11 protein-coding genes and 1 riboswitch are annotated in these 14,896 nt (G+C 63.4%); of the genes, 4 read left to right on the forward strand and 7 right to left on the reverse strand.

What is annotated here, in order from left to right:
- Positions 1–2: 2 nt before the first annotated feature.
- From ACN9MO_RS28285 to ACN9MO_RS28295, 3 genes are read left to right on the forward strand one after another with little or no spacing between them, the layout of a single operon-like run.
- A complete protein-coding gene (locus ACN9MO_RS28285; RefSeq protein ID WP_113132517.1) occupies positions 3–1,064 on the forward strand; it encodes a sn-glycerol-3-phosphate ABC transporter ATP-binding protein UgpC in 1,062 nt (353 codons plus the stop codon).
- Positions 1,051–1,824: a formylglycine-generating enzyme family protein gene (locus ACN9MO_RS28290; RefSeq protein ID WP_309239035.1), complete on the forward strand. Its 774-nt coding sequence runs from the start codon at positions 1,051–1,053 to the stop codon at positions 1,822–1,824. The genes ACN9MO_RS28285 and ACN9MO_RS28290 overlap by 14 nt, the downstream gene beginning before the upstream one ends.
- A complete protein-coding gene (locus tag ACN9MO_RS28295) occupies positions 1,803–2,810 on the forward strand; it encodes a ScyD/ScyE family protein (protein WP_113132516.1) in 1,008 nt (335 codons plus the stop codon). Before ACN9MO_RS28290 ends, ACN9MO_RS28295 begins: the two co-directional genes overlap by 22 nt.
- 109 nt (positions 2,811–2,919) lie before the next feature.
- On the opposite strand, the gene ACN9MO_RS28300 is transcribed toward ACN9MO_RS28295, so the two are convergent.
- The 3 genes from ACN9MO_RS28300 to ACN9MO_RS28310 all read right to left on the reverse strand — a co-directional run bounded on the left by ACN9MO_RS28300 (position 2,920) and on the right by ACN9MO_RS28310 (position 9,833).
- Positions 2,920–3,993 carry a GH25 family lysozyme gene (locus tag ACN9MO_RS28300; protein WP_113132515.1) on the reverse strand — a complete coding sequence of 358 codons (1,074 nt, stop codon included), beginning with the start codon at positions 3,991–3,993 and terminating at the stop codon, positions 2,920–2,922.
- 168 nt (positions 3,994–4,161) lie between these two features.
- Positions 4,162–5,721 carry a radical SAM protein gene (locus tag ACN9MO_RS28305; RefSeq protein ID WP_162733608.1) on the reverse strand — a complete coding sequence of 520 codons (1,560 nt, stop codon included), beginning with the start codon at positions 5,719–5,721 and terminating at the stop codon, positions 4,162–4,164.
- Complete coding sequence (locus ACN9MO_RS28310; protein WP_113132514.1) at positions 5,718–9,833, reverse strand: adenylate/guanylate cyclase domain-containing protein; 4,116 nt, start codon at positions 9,831–9,833, stop codon at positions 5,718–5,720. The genes ACN9MO_RS28305 and ACN9MO_RS28310 overlap by 4 nt, the downstream gene beginning before the upstream one ends.
- A gap of 171 nt (positions 9,834–10,004) precedes the next feature.
- On the opposite strand from ACN9MO_RS28310, the gene ACN9MO_RS28315 reads away from it, so the two are divergent.
- The gene (locus ACN9MO_RS28315) at positions 10,005–11,690 is read left to right on the forward strand and encodes an amidohydrolase family protein (protein ID WP_162733607.1); all 1,686 of its coding nucleotides are present in this window, start codon (positions 10,005–10,007) and stop codon (positions 11,688–11,690) included.
- Positions 11,691–11,731: 41 nt separating this feature from the next.
- Here ACN9MO_RS28315 and ACN9MO_RS28320 read toward each other — a convergent pair whose 3' ends face one another.
- Genes ACN9MO_RS28320 through thiO form a run of 4 tightly spaced genes read right to left on the reverse strand, consistent with a single transcriptional unit; the run spans position 11,732 to position 14,276 of the window.
- Complete coding sequence (locus ACN9MO_RS28320) at positions 11,732–12,337, reverse strand: thiamine phosphate synthase (protein ID WP_093235253.1); 606 nt, start codon at positions 12,335–12,337, stop codon at positions 11,732–11,734.
- Entirely contained in the window at positions 12,334–13,107 is a 774-nt protein-coding gene (locus ACN9MO_RS28325; RefSeq protein WP_093235254.1) for a thiazole synthase, read from the reverse strand. The genes ACN9MO_RS28320 and ACN9MO_RS28325 overlap by 4 nt, the downstream gene beginning before the upstream one ends.
- A gap of 3 nt (positions 13,108–13,110) precedes the next feature.
- On the reverse strand, positions 13,111–13,308 hold the full coding sequence (gene thiS / locus ACN9MO_RS28330; protein WP_113132512.1) for a sulfur carrier protein ThiS: 198 nt from the start codon (positions 13,306–13,308) through the stop codon (positions 13,111–13,113).
- Positions 13,305–14,276, reverse strand: coding sequence for a glycine oxidase ThiO (thiO, locus tag ACN9MO_RS28335; protein ID WP_113132528.1), 972 nt, complete (start codon positions 14,274–14,276; stop codon positions 13,305–13,307). Before thiO ends, thiS begins: the two co-directional genes overlap by 4 nt.
- 160 nt (positions 14,277–14,436) lie before the next feature.
- Positions 14,437–14,557, reverse strand: a riboswitch (TPP riboswitch).
- Between the last annotated feature and the right edge of the window lie 339 nt (positions 14,558–14,896).

The raw sequence follows: 14,896 nt of genomic DNA on the forward strand, positions 1-14,896 counted from the left end.
CGATGGCGTCCGTCACGTTCAACAACGTCTCCAAGAAGTTCGGCGAATTCGTCGCGGTGGCCGACTTCAATCTGGAGGTTCGGGACAAGGAGTTCCTGGTCCTGCTCGGGCCTTCCGGCTGCGGCAAGACCACGACGATGCGCATGGTTGCCGGTCTCGAGGAGGCGACATCGGGTGACATCTTCATCGATGCGGTACGCATCAATGGCGTGCTGCCGAAATACCGCGACGTGGCGATGGTCTTCCAGTCCTATGCGCTCTATCCGCATTTAACCGTCGAGGAGAATATCGGCTACCCGCTCAGGATCCGCAAAGTGCCTGAGGAGGAACGCAAGCAACGTATCGCCGAGGTCGCACGCCGGGTGGAACTCGAGACCATGCTCTCCCGCCTGCCGAAGGAGCTCTCCGGCGGCCAGCGCCAGCGCGTCGCGCTCGCCCGTGCGATCGTGCGCACGCCGCGCGTCTTTCTCATGGATGAGCCGCTCTCCAATCTCGACGCCAAGCTGCGCACCCAGATGCGCGCGGAGCTGAAACATCTTCAGCACGAGTTGCAGGTCACGACGATCTACGTTACGCATGACCAGATCGAGGCGATGACGCTGGCGCATCGGGTGGCGGTCATGAACAAGGGTGTGATCGAGCAACTGGGAACGCCGCGGGAAATCTACAGCAATCCGCGCACGCTGTTCGTCGCCGGCTTCATCGGCTCTCCGCCGATGAACCTCATCCCGGGGGAGGCACGCGACGGAGTGTTCACAAGCGCCGGCTTCAGGGTCGGCGGGCTTGGCCAGGCGACCGTTCCCCGCGCCGTCCTCGGTGTTCGCCCGGAAGATGTCCAGGCAACGAGCGCCGCAGACGCCGATGTCAATCTGGTTGGGCCGATCTATTCGGTCGAGCTCACCGGCGAGAACACGCTGGTCAGCCTGCGGCTCGGCGCTCAATTGCTGACTTTGCGTGCAGACAAGAATTTCGCCGGCCAGATCGACCAGCCGATCGGCATCAAGGTCGTGGCCGACCGGGTGTTTCTCTTCGATGGCGAGTCTCAGCGTCGTGTCGACTTCTGATTTCCGGTTGGCGGCCGCAGTCGTCGCGATCACGTTTGCGGCAGGGGCTGCCGTCGCTGATGACGGCCCGATCACCGGCAATCCGCTCGTCGATATTCCCGCCGGCACCTTCGTCTTCGGTCGCGATAATGGCCCGGACAACGAACGTCCGCGTCGGCAATTGCTAGGCGGTGCGTTTGCGATCAACCGCACCGAAATCACCAATCGTCAGTATCAGGATTTCGTGGCTGCGACGGGTCATCGCCCCGCCTTCTATGCCGGTCACCCGCTTCTCGGTTTGGACGATCATCCTGTCGTCGGCGTAAGCTGGGCGGACGCCGATGCCTTTTGCCGTCACTACGTCCTCACCCTTCCGTCGGAGCAGCAATATGAAAGAGCGGCGCGCGGAACCGAGGGACTGGCGTTCCCTTGGGGCATGGCGCCGGCGGATTATCGGCGGGTCAATGCCGGCACGACGATCTGTTGCTCCGGCGATGCGAGCGACGGCTATCCGATGACCGCGCCGGCGATGTCATTTGCCGCCGGCGCGAGCGGCGAGGGGGTGCTCAATCTCATCGGCAATGTCTGGGAATGGACCAGCGATCTCTATGTGCCCCATGAACCCAAGGGAGCCATGGGTGGCAGATCGTATCGCGTACTGCGCGGCGGGTCCTGGAACAGCGATCCCGCGCATCTTACCACAACCTATCGTTTGGCCTATGATCCGGATTTCCGGTTCTCGGCCAATGGCGGCTTCCGATGCGTCCGTTCCGGCAGATGACGATCCTCGTCGCCTTTTTGCTTCTGGCAGCAGGTGCCGCTGCCGAGCCGAAGGTCGCGCCAGGCTATCGGCTCGAAAGCTTCAGCAAAACCGGCGCCGCCTTCGCCGGCCTTTCTCGCGATGGCGAGGCTCTGCTCGTCACCGATCTCGCCAGTGGCCGGCTCTATCGCCGCACGCCGGGCGGCGATTTCGATGCGTTCGGTCCTGTCTTCCCCCATGGGCTCGATGTGATCGGCGATCCGACCGGTCCCTATCGCGTGTTTCGCGTCGGTGACAAACTGATCGTCGCCCAGGGCTGGACGCCCGCAAACGGCGATGAGGGACCCTATGACCATGCGCTCATCGCGATCGACGGTACCGGCAGACGCCATGTTATCAGCGCCGATTTCTGGAACCCGTTCGACCTTGTCGCCGTCGAGGATGCTTATTACGTCGTCGACTCCGCGCGCAACAGTGTCGAGCGTCTTGGGGTCGATGGCCGCAAGCAGACGATCATGAGCTTCCGCCGCCTGCAGCAACAGGCGACCGCGTTGGAGACGCTCTCGCCGACGGAGTTCAAGGGCGAAGACAGCTACGAAGTCGACGCCGTGCCGACCGGTATCGCGCTTCGCGAGGGGCGCCTCTATGTCGCGCTGTTCGGCGGCTTTCCCTTCCTCGCCGCTGCCGGAAAGGTCGTTTCGATGGCCGAGAAAGGCGATCGCACGGAGGTGCGGCCGGACGTTGAGGGCCTGAACGCACCGGTCGCCATCGCCTTCGACGACGAAGGACAGATGCTCATCCTCGAACACGGCCTATACGACCAGCAGCAAGGGTTCCGGTCAGGAAGCGGCCGGCTGTTGCGGCTCGACAAGGCGACGGGCCGCCGCGAGACGGTTGTCGGTGGGTTGACGCGACCGGTCTCCATCCTCGTCTGGGATGTGAGGCAGATCGTCATCTCCGAACTTGGCGGCACGCTCCTCTTCCTGACGCGCGAGGAGAGGCGCTGACGTCGCAGTTGCCGGGGCTGACTATCGTGACCTCATGCAGCAAATCAAAGTGCTACAGCGACCTTGCGCGTCTGATATGACGCGCTGCGCTGCAGAGTGTGGCCGAGCCTCAACTCGCCCGCGCCTCCAGCCAGTTTTGCCACTCCGCCTCGCTGCCGTGGAAGACGTTGAGGTCGATCTTGCCGTCGACGCCGTGCGACAGGCCCGAGCCCGAATACTGCCAGAACAGCCACTTGCGGTTCGGGTAGACCTTGGACGGATGCTGGGCCACGGCCCTCAGCCAGAACGGATACTTCTGGAACGCGCCCTGCAGGTTGTCGGCATAAAAGTCCGGGGCGGTGTAGATGATCGGGCGCTGGCCGTAATGCGCCTCGAGCTTGTCCATGAAGACCTGCATCTTTTCGCGCACGCGTTCGGGCGACAGGCGGCGCTTGCAGCTGGATTCGCCGTTGTATTCGACGTCGATCACGGGCGGCAGCGCGCCGGGCTCGCGTGGAACGTTGCGGATGAACCAGTCCGCCTGCTCGCCGGCGGTGCGGCACCAGTAGAAGAAGTGATAGGCACCGCGGCGCATGCCGGCCGCCCTGGCGGCGCGCCAGTTCTTCTTGAACATCGGGTCCAGATGGTCGCCGCCGTCGGTCGCCTTGATGAAGGCGAAGTTGGCCCCTTGAGTGCGCAGCTTCGGCCAGTCGATCTCGCCCTGCCAGCGTGAGACATCGACGCCGTGAACGGCCATCTTGCGCGGATTTTTGGCGCGGCCGAAATTGATCGGCTTGGCGTCACGGAAACGGTGACCGTAGATCCGCGAACGGCCCTGTGGCATCGCCTGCGTCACCGGATTGTCCGGCGCAACGAAGGCGACCGGGCGCGCGCCCGGAACGGGCATGGCCAGGGTCGTGGTCGTGGTTGTGGTATTGGCCGCGGGCGCGAAGGCTTCGGGTTCCGGAACCGGCCCGGCCCAGGCGAGCATTTCCTGCGGCGGTGCGGATTGGACGCTCTGCGGCGGTGTGACCTCGGCCACCCTTGCGCCGACATTGGCGACGGGTACCGGCGCGGCCGAAAGCACGACCGAACTGGTCGTTTCTCGCGACGGCCGCGGTGCGATCGTGTCCAGGCTCGAACTGGAAGAGCAGCCGGAGACAAGGCCGGCAAAGATGATTGCGGTCGCAGCTGAAAGACGCATGGGCACCCGTACGCAAAACAAGGTCGACGGCAATCGCCGGCCGACAGGTGTGAAATAGCTAACGGAAGCTTACCCAAAAAGTTTGAATCCAATCTTACCAAGCCGACCCAACTTCACGCACTGGAGGTTGCAATCAGGGGGCAGATTGACGCAGGCGCCGGGACGCTCTCAACCAGGGCTATATTCGACGCCGAGGCTCGTTCGTTGCCGCTGGCTGGTCCGATATTCGAGATTGCGGGCAATGGTCTCGTCAAGCGCACCCGAAGCGTCGGTGATCATCGTTGGCGCGAAATGCGAGCGGAAGCGTTCGCCGACCCGAAAGGCCGGCGTGTAGAGCGGCCCAAGCGGCTGCGACGTCGTGACATAGGTGAGATTGTCGTCGCTGCCCGAACGGGTCGGAAGACCATGGCGATGCATGATAGAGGGCAAGGCGAGGCGCAGGCTGTTGGCCAGCAGATGGATCATCTGCCGGCCCGAGAGCGATCGGCGGTAATTGCGGTAGAAGCCCAGGCAATGGCGCAGGATTTGAGTCCGGTTGCCGTCGAGGCGCGACAGCTTGCGGGCAAACAAGGCGACATCGTCAAGGTTGTCGAGGGGGTGGGTCATCAGCGTGAAGCCATCCATGTCGCGCAGTTTGGCAGAAGGAAGGAAGCGGCCCTCTGCGGCGCATTCGTCAAACAGGGGCGTGCCCAGCAGCGGGATCGTCAGGCTCAGGAAGGCCGGCAATGGCATTCTGCTTTCGCCGGTGATAAAGGCGAGTTCGTCCTGCATCGCCTGCATCGTCTGCGACGACGGATCGAACATCAGCCCGTACTGGAAGGCGACACCGGCCTTCAAGCAGGTCTGAATGGCTTCCAGTTGCGGCACCACCAGGTTCTGTTTCTTCTGGTAGCGCTTCAACTGCGCTTCGTTCAGCGTCTCGACGCCGCTGAAGAGGCCGAGACAGCCGGCCGCGCGCACTGCTTCGAGATTATCGGGATCGCGAAAGAAATCCCCGGTGACGAGCGCAATCCAACCCTGAAACAGTCCCTCTTTCCAAAGCGACCGGATCAGGTCGAGCTTGGCATGGAAGGCATCCTTGCTGTTGCCGTAGAAGTTGTTGTCGATGAACAGCACGTATTTCTTGGCCGGGACATTGCGCAATTGCGCTTCGATATAGCCGAGGTCGTAGCTGTGATAGCGCCGGCCTTCGGCGGTGAGCGCACAGAAGCTGCATTTGAAATTGCAGTAGCGACTCGTCTCGACATAGCTGACCGGGCCGCCCCAGCCGGCGAGGTCGAAGCGCGGCAGGATCGTTTCGGAGACGGCCCATTCGCCAAAGACCTCCTTGATAACCGCCTGCATCTCCTCGACGTCACCTTCGCAGGCGTAGTCGAAGGTTTCGGCGCTCGAAACCGGCAGATTGCGGACGACCGGTCCGCCGGCGACGATGACGCAGCCTGGAGATTTCGTGCGGGCATAGGCGGTCAGGTGGCGCATCCGGTCGAAGGCGGCGGTGACCCCGGTCAGCACCAGCATGTCCAGTTCCGCGAAGGCCGTCTCGTCGACGAGCGGCCCGTCGTGAAATTCGCTGTAGGCGCGAAGGCTCACGCGATCGCGGGCAAAGGCGCCCGCCAGGAACAGGTGGCCGGTTCCCTGCGGGATGAAGTCGGGGCGACCTTCCGGATTTCTGGTCTCGTCGAAATGCGCAAGCACGATTAGGACGCGCGGCACTCGATACTGGTTCACGCATGGCCTCCCTCGAACGCAACAACCTGGACATGGGGCGGAAACTCGGCCTGATCGAGCTGGAGGACCTCGCCCCAGGTGTTTTGCCGAACGGCAAACATTGTCTCCAAGGCCTGCCACGCCGCAGCATCCCTCGGCCCCGCCGGGTGGCGCAACGAGGCGAGCGCCACGGCCGGCATCTCCAATTGTATCGCCTCGGCGAAGGCGTATCGCGCCACCCGCTCGGCGCGTCGTTGCTGGCCGAGATGCAGGTAAAGGGTCGCCTCGCCGAGTGCTGCCGTTGGACGGCCGATCGGATAGACGCGTGCGAACCGCTCGAGCTTTCGCAGGACAAGCTGCGCCGCTGCCGGGTCGCCGCCCTCCGTGTCGCTCGCGACGTCGAACAGCCGAGCAAGCGCCGGCAGGGTTCGCGTCTTCATCGCCGGGTTGAGCGTCTGGCACCAGGAGAATGCCCGTTCGAACCATGCCTTTGCTTCGCCCGCGTCACCCTGCCGCCGGGCGGCTTCCACCAGAAGCGATGCTCCCTCGATGCAGTGCACGAGTTCCAGTCCGTCGGCCTTTGCGGTGATGATCTGCCTGAGTTCATCGAGATCGGCGTCGATGGCGGCCCATCGGCCCAGCGCCGCATGGCCCCTGAGGCGGCCGAGCAGGCCGCAGCCAAGCACCTGGGTGTCGCCGCGCCTGCGGCCCTCTTCGCAGATGCGCTGAACCAGGATTTCCCATGGTGCAATGCCTTCGAAAGCGGAGGTCAGTAGCCAGGGGCCGGAAATCGTCTCAAGGCCAACGGCCACTTCGCACCAGCGTCTCAAATCACCGACGGTCGAGGCGTTGTTGAGGCCGGCCTCGAACGCCCGCTTGCCTTCGCGCCAATGGCCTAGGCCGATCTGGTACATGCCCGACAAAAGGTCGACGCGCACGCGCGTTCCCAGTTGATCCACGCGCTCCGAAAGGGCGGCGGCCAATCGGCTGTAGTGCTCGGCCTGTTTGTGAAGCGGGATGACGCCGCATATGGCGCCGAGGCTCGCGTAATTGGTGGCGGTCGTCGGCGAGACATATTTGTTTCTTTCGGCAAGGTTCGTCGCCCGAAGCGTCGCATGGATCAGCCGCAGCTTCTCGCTGGTGAAGTAGTAGATCCGCGTCAGGTCTTCATGCGCTTTTGCCGCAAGCAGGAACGGATCGGATGGCGACCGCGAGATCTCGCGCTCGAGGATCCAGTCCTTGTCTCCATGGGTCACACGACGCCACACCTGTTCGGCAAGATCGAGAACGAGATGCAGCGCGAGGCCGGCCGAGGTGCGCGGAAGCGGCAGGCCGGAAAGCCGTAGGCCCTCCTCATAGGCATGCCTTGCAGCTTCGGCGCGGCCGAGATTGAGACTGGCCTCCCCGAGCAGGAAACAGGCGGCCGCCCGCCGGGCAGGCGTGATCGTGATCGAGAGCTCGCGCGCGGTCTTGAAAAAGCGCTCGATCAGGTCGACGACAGCGGCATTGTCGAACTGGCGCAGACGCAGCTCGGCGACACGATCCAGGTAGTTGAATGCCAGCGCTGCATCGCCGGCGCGCTCCCAATGGCTCAATATGCGCGGCAGATTTTCCGCATTGTCGGGCTGCCCGCTCTCTTCCATCGCCTGGGCGATGGCGCGATGTGCCTCACGGCGCTGTTCCGACAGCATGCTGTCGTAAATGGCCTGGCGGATGACGGCGTGGCTGAATGTGAAACGGCCCGGACGGTCGTCCATGGGTTTGATCAGATGGGCCGCCTGCAGCCGCTCGATGCTTGCCTCGATGTCCAAGGCGGACTTCCTGATCGGTGAAAGCGCCTGGAGTTCGGCGATGGAAAAGGTCGCGCCCATGGCGCTTGCGATCTTCAGGAGAGCCTGGAGCTCAGCCGGGAGCTGGTCGGTTCGGGCGATCACGGTGACCTTGGCCGTATTGAGCAAGGTCGCTTCGTTCGAACGGGCTTCGGCGAGCGACAGGGGGACCTGGGTTTCCGCAGCCTTCGGCAATCGCCGTTCGCCGATCATCCGGCAGATTTCGCGTATGAGCAGCGGGTTTCCCGCCGACTGTGCATAGACCGCTTCGCAAAAGCCATCTGCCGGGGAGTTGCTGCCGATCGACGCGCGCACCAGTGAAATCGTGCCCTCGAAATCGAGGGGCAAGAGATCAAGTGTCTGCGCACCATTGTAATGTTGTCCGGTCCACCGCGTCAGGTCCTGTTGCGTCCTGGCCGTGCGGGTTGACACAACGACCGGGATCGGCGCCGTTCCGGAAACCAATCGGCCGAGCAGCTGACCGGATGCCTCGTCCAGCCAGTGGACGTCCTCAAGCACTACAAGGCCGCGCCCCCAGGAAAGGCTGTCGGTCATCAGATCGCGCAGCAATTCACGCAGCCGGTGCGACCGCCCGTCGCCTGACATCGCCCGGGTCTCGACCGTGTCGGTCAAGGTGAGGTTGATGGCATCGTTCAGCAACGGCGCCAGATGTGCGAGTTCCGGTCGGTGGGTGAAGAACTGCATCACCTGATCCGAGGCTTCGGCGCCGCGCAGGTCGCCGATACCAAGCAGGTCGCGGATCACTCCGCGCCAGGCAAAATAGGGCACGTCGCTTTCGATATCGTCGGCATTGCCGACCAGAACCTGGCTTCCACGGTCACGGCAGGTTTCGACGAAGGCACGAAGCAGCGCCGATTTGCCGACGCCGGAATCACCCTTAACGATCATCACGCCGGTGGCCTGTCCTCTGCCTGCGCGCTCCACATACGCGTTGAGTGCTGCAAGTTCGGCCGCCCGGTTGAAGAGAACGGGGGACTTGGTGTCGATGGTCGCGACGGTCTCGGCAATTGGCGCAAAGGCGACCACGCCGCCGCGCATGCCGGGCACGGCAAGTGTCCAGGGACCGGAAAAAGCAATCTGGCCGGCAGTCTCCTTCGCCGTCGCCTGGTCGACGAGAATGCGGCCTGCGGCAACGCTCGCCAGCCGGGAGGCCATGTTCACGGCGGCTCCAACGACAGTGTAGTCGGCACGATGGATCGTCCCGAGCGCGCCGCAGAAACTCTCGCCGGTCGAGATGCCGGCCGACAGGCCGAGATCCGGCTCGTCGAGTTCGTTCGACAGGCGAAGGGCGGCGATGATCGCCCGGCGCGCATTGTCGGCATGTTTTTTGCCGGGCAGGCCGAAAACGGCAAAGACTTCGAGCCCGCCGGAATGGAGCGCTGTGTGCAGGATCTCTCCACCGGTGCGGCCGACGACGGCAATCGATCGTGCTACGAGCTTGTTCAACCGATCGAGATCCGTATCGAGATCGCGCCCGACGATATGCACGAAAAGCGCGGTCACGATCCTGAGGTCTGCGAGCCATTGTGAAAGCGGTGAGAGCAGGCGGCTGCGCAGCGAAAGCGGTAGATAGGCTTCAAGCCGGTCGGTTGCGGAGCCCGGCTGAGTGCGGGGCGCTTCCTTCGTGGTCGAGCAGGGCTCGATGCTTTCGAGGCGTGTGGTCCCCTCCCGGTTCAACCCGCCCTTGGCGCGCCTGCCGATCAGCTGCCACGCGGCATCGGAGACGAGAATTTCTCCGGCGTCGCTCAGTTGGCCGCCATGATCGGCCTGGGCCAGGCAGTCGCCTCCGACGATCAGCCAACGCTGGTCCGCGCGCGGCAGCAGATGCAGCAGCGTGATGGCGCCGGCACCGACGGCGATGCGCAGTTGAAGCGCGTCTTCGGGATTGCCCGGCCCGCCGATTTGCTCGCGGATACGTTCGGCGCAATAACAGCTGCGCCAGGCCGTCTGTTCGAGCTCATCCGGGGACGGTGCCCGCCAGCCGGCAATCAGGCTGTCGCCGGCGAAACTCAAGACCGTGCCGCCATGCTCCTCGATATGGGTGATGAGCTCGCCCATGAAGGCGTTCAGAAGCAGGCTGACGCGTTCGGCGCCGGCAGCGCGGTCGCTTTCGGACCATTTGGCGGTCAAACGCGTAAAGCCGGAGATGTCGGCGAAAAGCAGCGAGCCGAGGAAGTCTTCCCGTACGGGGGCAGCCGATTCCGTTGCTGCCGGGGAGGACCATTGGACCAGGGCTCCGGACAGGTAACGTTGGAACTCATATTTGCCGGCGCCACCAACCACGCAAAATTCTCCCCAAGATTTTAGAGTAACACGCCTCCTGTCTGACTGAAAGTCGACTCACGCTGATCTACGGGACCCCAGTAACGGCAAGTAAATATCTGTTTCGCGCGGCTTTCGGACGGAGTAATGTTTGCCCGATTGTTCGAGGGGGTCTCGCAACAGGAGGGGACAATGGAGGTCGACTGGGCTGGTCCGGTTGCCGCCGTGACGCGCCGCGATGTCTTGCGGCTGGTTTCGGCGGGCGTGCTTGCAAATGTGCTTTCCGGATGCCGGCATCTGCCTTTGCCCGGCGCCTGCAGTCTCAGTCATCCGATCATCGACGTCCATTGCCATTTCTTCAACGCGGCGGATGTGCCGGTGGATGGCCTGGTTCGCTACGTGGCGCTGCGGGAGAAGATGCCGGAGAAAAGGCTCTCCGCGAACGCTGAGGAGGCGAAGGGGCTGGAAAATGCCCTGGTGGTCTTTCTCGTGACAGCGCTTGGCGATGTCGCGCCCAAAGCCAAACATGAACTTGCTGTTCTGAAAAAAGGCGCTCGGCGCCTTTCCGACGCCGAGCTCGCGCGGCGCAAGGACGAGCAATTGCGCGTCGCGGTAAGGGATCTGATCGCGCGCGCAGGCGAGCAACGATCGACGTTTTCGAGGCGCAGTCTTGGCGAATCCCCTGACTATGACGGTTTGCTGCGCCAGCTCGGCGGAACTCCCGATCTGCCCCAGACATTCCAGCGGCGTTCGGGCGGCGGCGTGAGTGAAGCGGATGTCGATACCGTCGCCACCGCCGCAAAGGCGCACGACCAGATCGGAACCTATCTTTCCTTCGTCCGGCTGATGCAGGACTACCGGGAAAACCTGGCGGAAGCCTATGTCAAGATCTTCGCTTCCAAATGTCGGCTCTCTCTGATCACGCCGAGCATCCTGGACTTCGATAAATCGCTTCACGGGACATCATCGCCACAGCGCGACCAGATCGACGTCATGGACGAGGTCCAGCAGATCGTCACCAGGAAGCACGGCATCCGCATGCACAGCTTCGTCGGCTTCGATCCGCATCGGGAAGCGCAAAGGCCGGGTTCATCGCTGGCAAACGTCCAGTACGCGATCATGGAAAAGGGCTTCATCGGTGTCAAAATCTACCCGCCGATGGGCTTCAAGGCATGGGGCAATGCGGATCCGGCGATCGATGGCGCGCTGAAGCGGCTCTACGCCTGGTGTCGCGACAACGATGTGCCGATCATGGCCCATGCGGAAAACAGCATCGGGGCCGGCTGCGGCTACGGCAATCTTGCAAGCCCCGCCTATTGGAAGAAGCTGCTCGACACGAACCAGTACGATAAGCTGCGGATCAATCTCGCGCATTTCGGCGCCTTCGATGAAATCCTGCGCCCGGGGGCGCCGACAGGCGTGATGGTCTCCTGTGCCCAGGACAAGTTTTCCGGGCCGCCGACCTGGGAAGAGATCATCGGCAGGACGATCGATCACGAGCGTCGCCCGAACCTGTTTGCGGATCTGAGCTATCTCAGCGAACTGGTCAGCAGCGACGACAAGAATCTTCACACGAAGATCCGGCAGCTGTTGGACGAATGGCTTGATGATTACGACCCGGACGCCCGCCATCTCATGTTCGGCACCGACTGGTCGATGATGGCGCTGGAGAAGGACTACAACGCCTATGTTTCGAGAATAGTCGAGCAACTGACGCTCGCCAGCGTCAGCGACGAGCACCAGCAGAATATCCTCTGGAGGAACGCTTCCCGCTTTCTCGGTCTCGACCGGCCCGGCAAAACGCGCGACCGGCTTACCGCCTATTGCGACAAGCACGGCCTGGGTTCGGCCTGGCTTTCAGAACTGGCGATTGCCTGAGGCAGAGCCACGGCGTCAGGTGATCCCGCTGTTTTCCTCGATCAGCGCCACGGCGCCGTGCGTGCAATCCACTCCCGCGTCCGCCCCTCTGGATCGGCATTCAGCGTGATATCGGTGACGACCGCGGCGCTGTCGGCGCCATGCTCGAAGACGCCGGCAATCCGGTCGATATTGAGGCCGCCGATCGCAACGAGCGGCAGCGGCGTGACGCGCTCCCGCCAGGCGGAGAGGCGCGGCAGCCCCTGCGGATCCCATTTCATCTGCTTGAGGATCGTCGGATAGATCGGTCCGAGCGCGACATAGTCGGGTTTGGCGGCAAGCGCCGTCTCCAGCTCCCTCTCGTCGTGGGTGCTGAGGCCGAGCTTCAGGCCGGAAGCGCGGATTGCGGCAAGATCCGCATCCGCGAGATCCTCCTGGCCGAGATGGACGAAATCGCAGCCTTCGTCGATTGCGAGGCGCCAGTAATCGTTGACGACGAGCTGGCACCCATGACGGTCACAGATCGCCTTGGCCGCGCGGATCTCATCGCGAAGCTCTGCTTCCGGACGGTCCTTGACGCGAAGCTGCACCAGTTTCACGCCGAGCGGCACCAGCCGCCCGATCCATTGGGCACTATCGACGATGAGGTAGAAGGGGTCGAGTTTCACGCGAACACCGCCTTTCCGATGACGGGCGTGGAGGGAACGGCAAAATCGCGCGGTTCGAGCATGCCCGCCTCGAAGGCATCGCGTCCGGCGTCGATTGCTCGGGCGAAGGCGGAGGCCATGAGGGCCGGTTTCGTTGCCCCGGCGACGGCGGTGTTGAGCAGAACCGCGTCGAAGCCGAGTTCCATCACTGTCGTTGCGTGTGAGGGCCGGCCGATGCCGGCATCGACGATCAGCGGCATATCCGGAAAATGGGCCCGCATGGCGCGCAGCGCCGGGATGTTCTGTGGCCCCATGGCGCTGCCGATCGGCGCGCACCAGGGCATCAGCACCTTGCATCCGGCCTCGACGAGGTGCTCGCCGACCACGAGGTCGTCGGTCGTGTAGGGGAAGACCTCGAAGCCTTCGGCGCAAAGAATGCGTGCTGCTTCGACCAGCCCGAAGACATCGGGCTGAAGCGTATCCTGATGGCCGATGACTTCGAGCTTGATCCAGTTGGTGCCGAAGACCTCGCGCGCCATCTTGGCGGTCAGCACCGCCTCCGACACCGAGTGGCAGCCGGCGGTGTTGGGCAGCACGTGCACGCCGAGCGACCGGATCAGGTCGAAGAAAGCGCCGCCCTGACGGCCGCCGGCGGTTTCGCGGCGCAGCGAAACCGTGACAATCTCGGTCGCCGACGACCGAACCGCGTCTTCGAGCGCGGCAGGCGAGGGGTAGCGGGCGGTGCCCAGAAGCAGGCGGGAACGCAGTTCCTGTCCATAAAGCGTCAGCATGTCTCAGCCTCCTTTCATCGGCGAGAGAATTTCGATCCGGTCGCGATCGCTGAGGGAATGGGCCGAGCGGTCGGCTCGGTGCACCAGCTCGCCGTTGACGGCGGTGGCAAGCCAATCCCCTTCGAAGTCGAGTGCGGCCAGGAGTTCGGCAAGGGTCGTGACTGTGAGTTCGTGATCCTCGCCGTTGACGGTCAATTTCATGCGGCGTCTCCCTTCAGGTTCTGGGCAAGGGCAAGGTTCGCCGCTTCCTCGGCCAGGGCCGGTGAAAGCAGGAAGCCGTGGCGATAGAGCCCGTTGAGCGTGATGGTGTTTCCGGCGCGCATGACGCGCGGCAGATTGTCGGCAAAGGCCGGCCGGACGCCGGTGCCGGTTTCGAGAAGGCGCGCCTCACCGAAGGCGGGGTGAAGCGCATAGGCTGCGTTCAGCAACTCCATCAGCGAACGGGCGGCGATCGGACCGCCGTCGTCGGTTTCGATCATGGTCGCGCCGCACATGAACAGACCATTGCCGCGCGGTACGATGTAGAGCGGGATGCGCGGGTGGATGAGACGGACTGGCCGCGACAATTCCACTTCACCGGTCTGCAGATAGAGCATCTCGCCGCGCACGCCTCGCAGACCGGTGGTGCCGCCGATTCTTGCGCCGCCGCTACAGTCGGCGATCAGATCGCTGTCGCTGCTATTATCCGCCTCGCCGATGAAGGCGACGCTGTGCTCGACGAGCTTTTGCCGCAGCAAGACAAGCGCCCGGCGCGGGTCGAGATGCGCCTCGCCGGGGAAGAACAACGCCTCTCGGAAGCGACCGGCAAGCGCCGGCTCCAGCCTCGCGATCGCTTCTCCGTCGAGCCATTCGAAGCCGGACGTGCGCGAAGCGAAGCGTTTGAGTTCGCCGACGTCTCGCGGCGGAGCGACGACGAGGGTGCCGTTGCGTGACACTTCGCCCGGAAGCGCGCGGTCCCACCAGTCGATGGCGCCGATGCCGCGCGTCAGCACCGTTTCCTCGGCGCTCTCGCGTTCGCACCAGGGCGCCAGCATGCCGCCGGCAAACCACGACGCCGCCCCGCGGAAGTCTGGCTGCCGCTCGGCAACGGCCACCCCGACGCCACGGCCGATCAGCTCATGTGCCAAGGTCAGCCCGACGACGCCGGCGCCTTTGATCAGGATGCGCATGGTCAATGCGCCCAGCTGCGGCGAGCCGAACGTCGGTCTGAAGGAAGCAGAATCGCGATGAAGATACGCATTGCCGAGGCTCCATTGTTGGAGACCCAGTTCGGACCGGAAGAGAGGGAAGGACGCCTTGCCGAGATCTGCTCGCGCGAACGCGAATGCGGCAGCGATGTCTGCACCGTCCCTACGCCAGTATGAACTGGATCAGGTTCAACGGGTCACTGCGCCGCGGAAACCGCCTAGCAGAATCTCAGCCCCTTGTCGGGACACCCCTGGTGAATGCTTCAAACTGAGCGGCTGGATCGGATTTTGTCAAGGGCTGCCGGTGTGTACCTCGTGCGCAAAAAATTATCTATAAAAAGTGGAAGGACATGTGTTCTTGAGGCTCGCTGGTGTCGGTAGCGGGCATCGGTCGAGAGATCTACGGCTAGTGCAAGGCGCAAGGTCCCGAAAATCCGGGCATCTGGCCGTTGCTGTCATCGCCATCAGCTGATGCCGCCGAAAGTCGCGGTATTTGCCCTTCTGGTTGCACCAGTTGAAGCACGCAAAGGCACGCTGTGATTGAATTGTTAGAGTAAACTCTCCTTCTGGATGGTTGCTCGATGCAGTGTCCGTGAAAATTA

The sequence above is a fragment of the Ensifer sp. R-19 genome (genome assembly GCF_049905105.1).
Lineage (GTDB): Bacteria > Pseudomonadota > Alphaproteobacteria > Rhizobiales > Rhizobiaceae > Ensifer.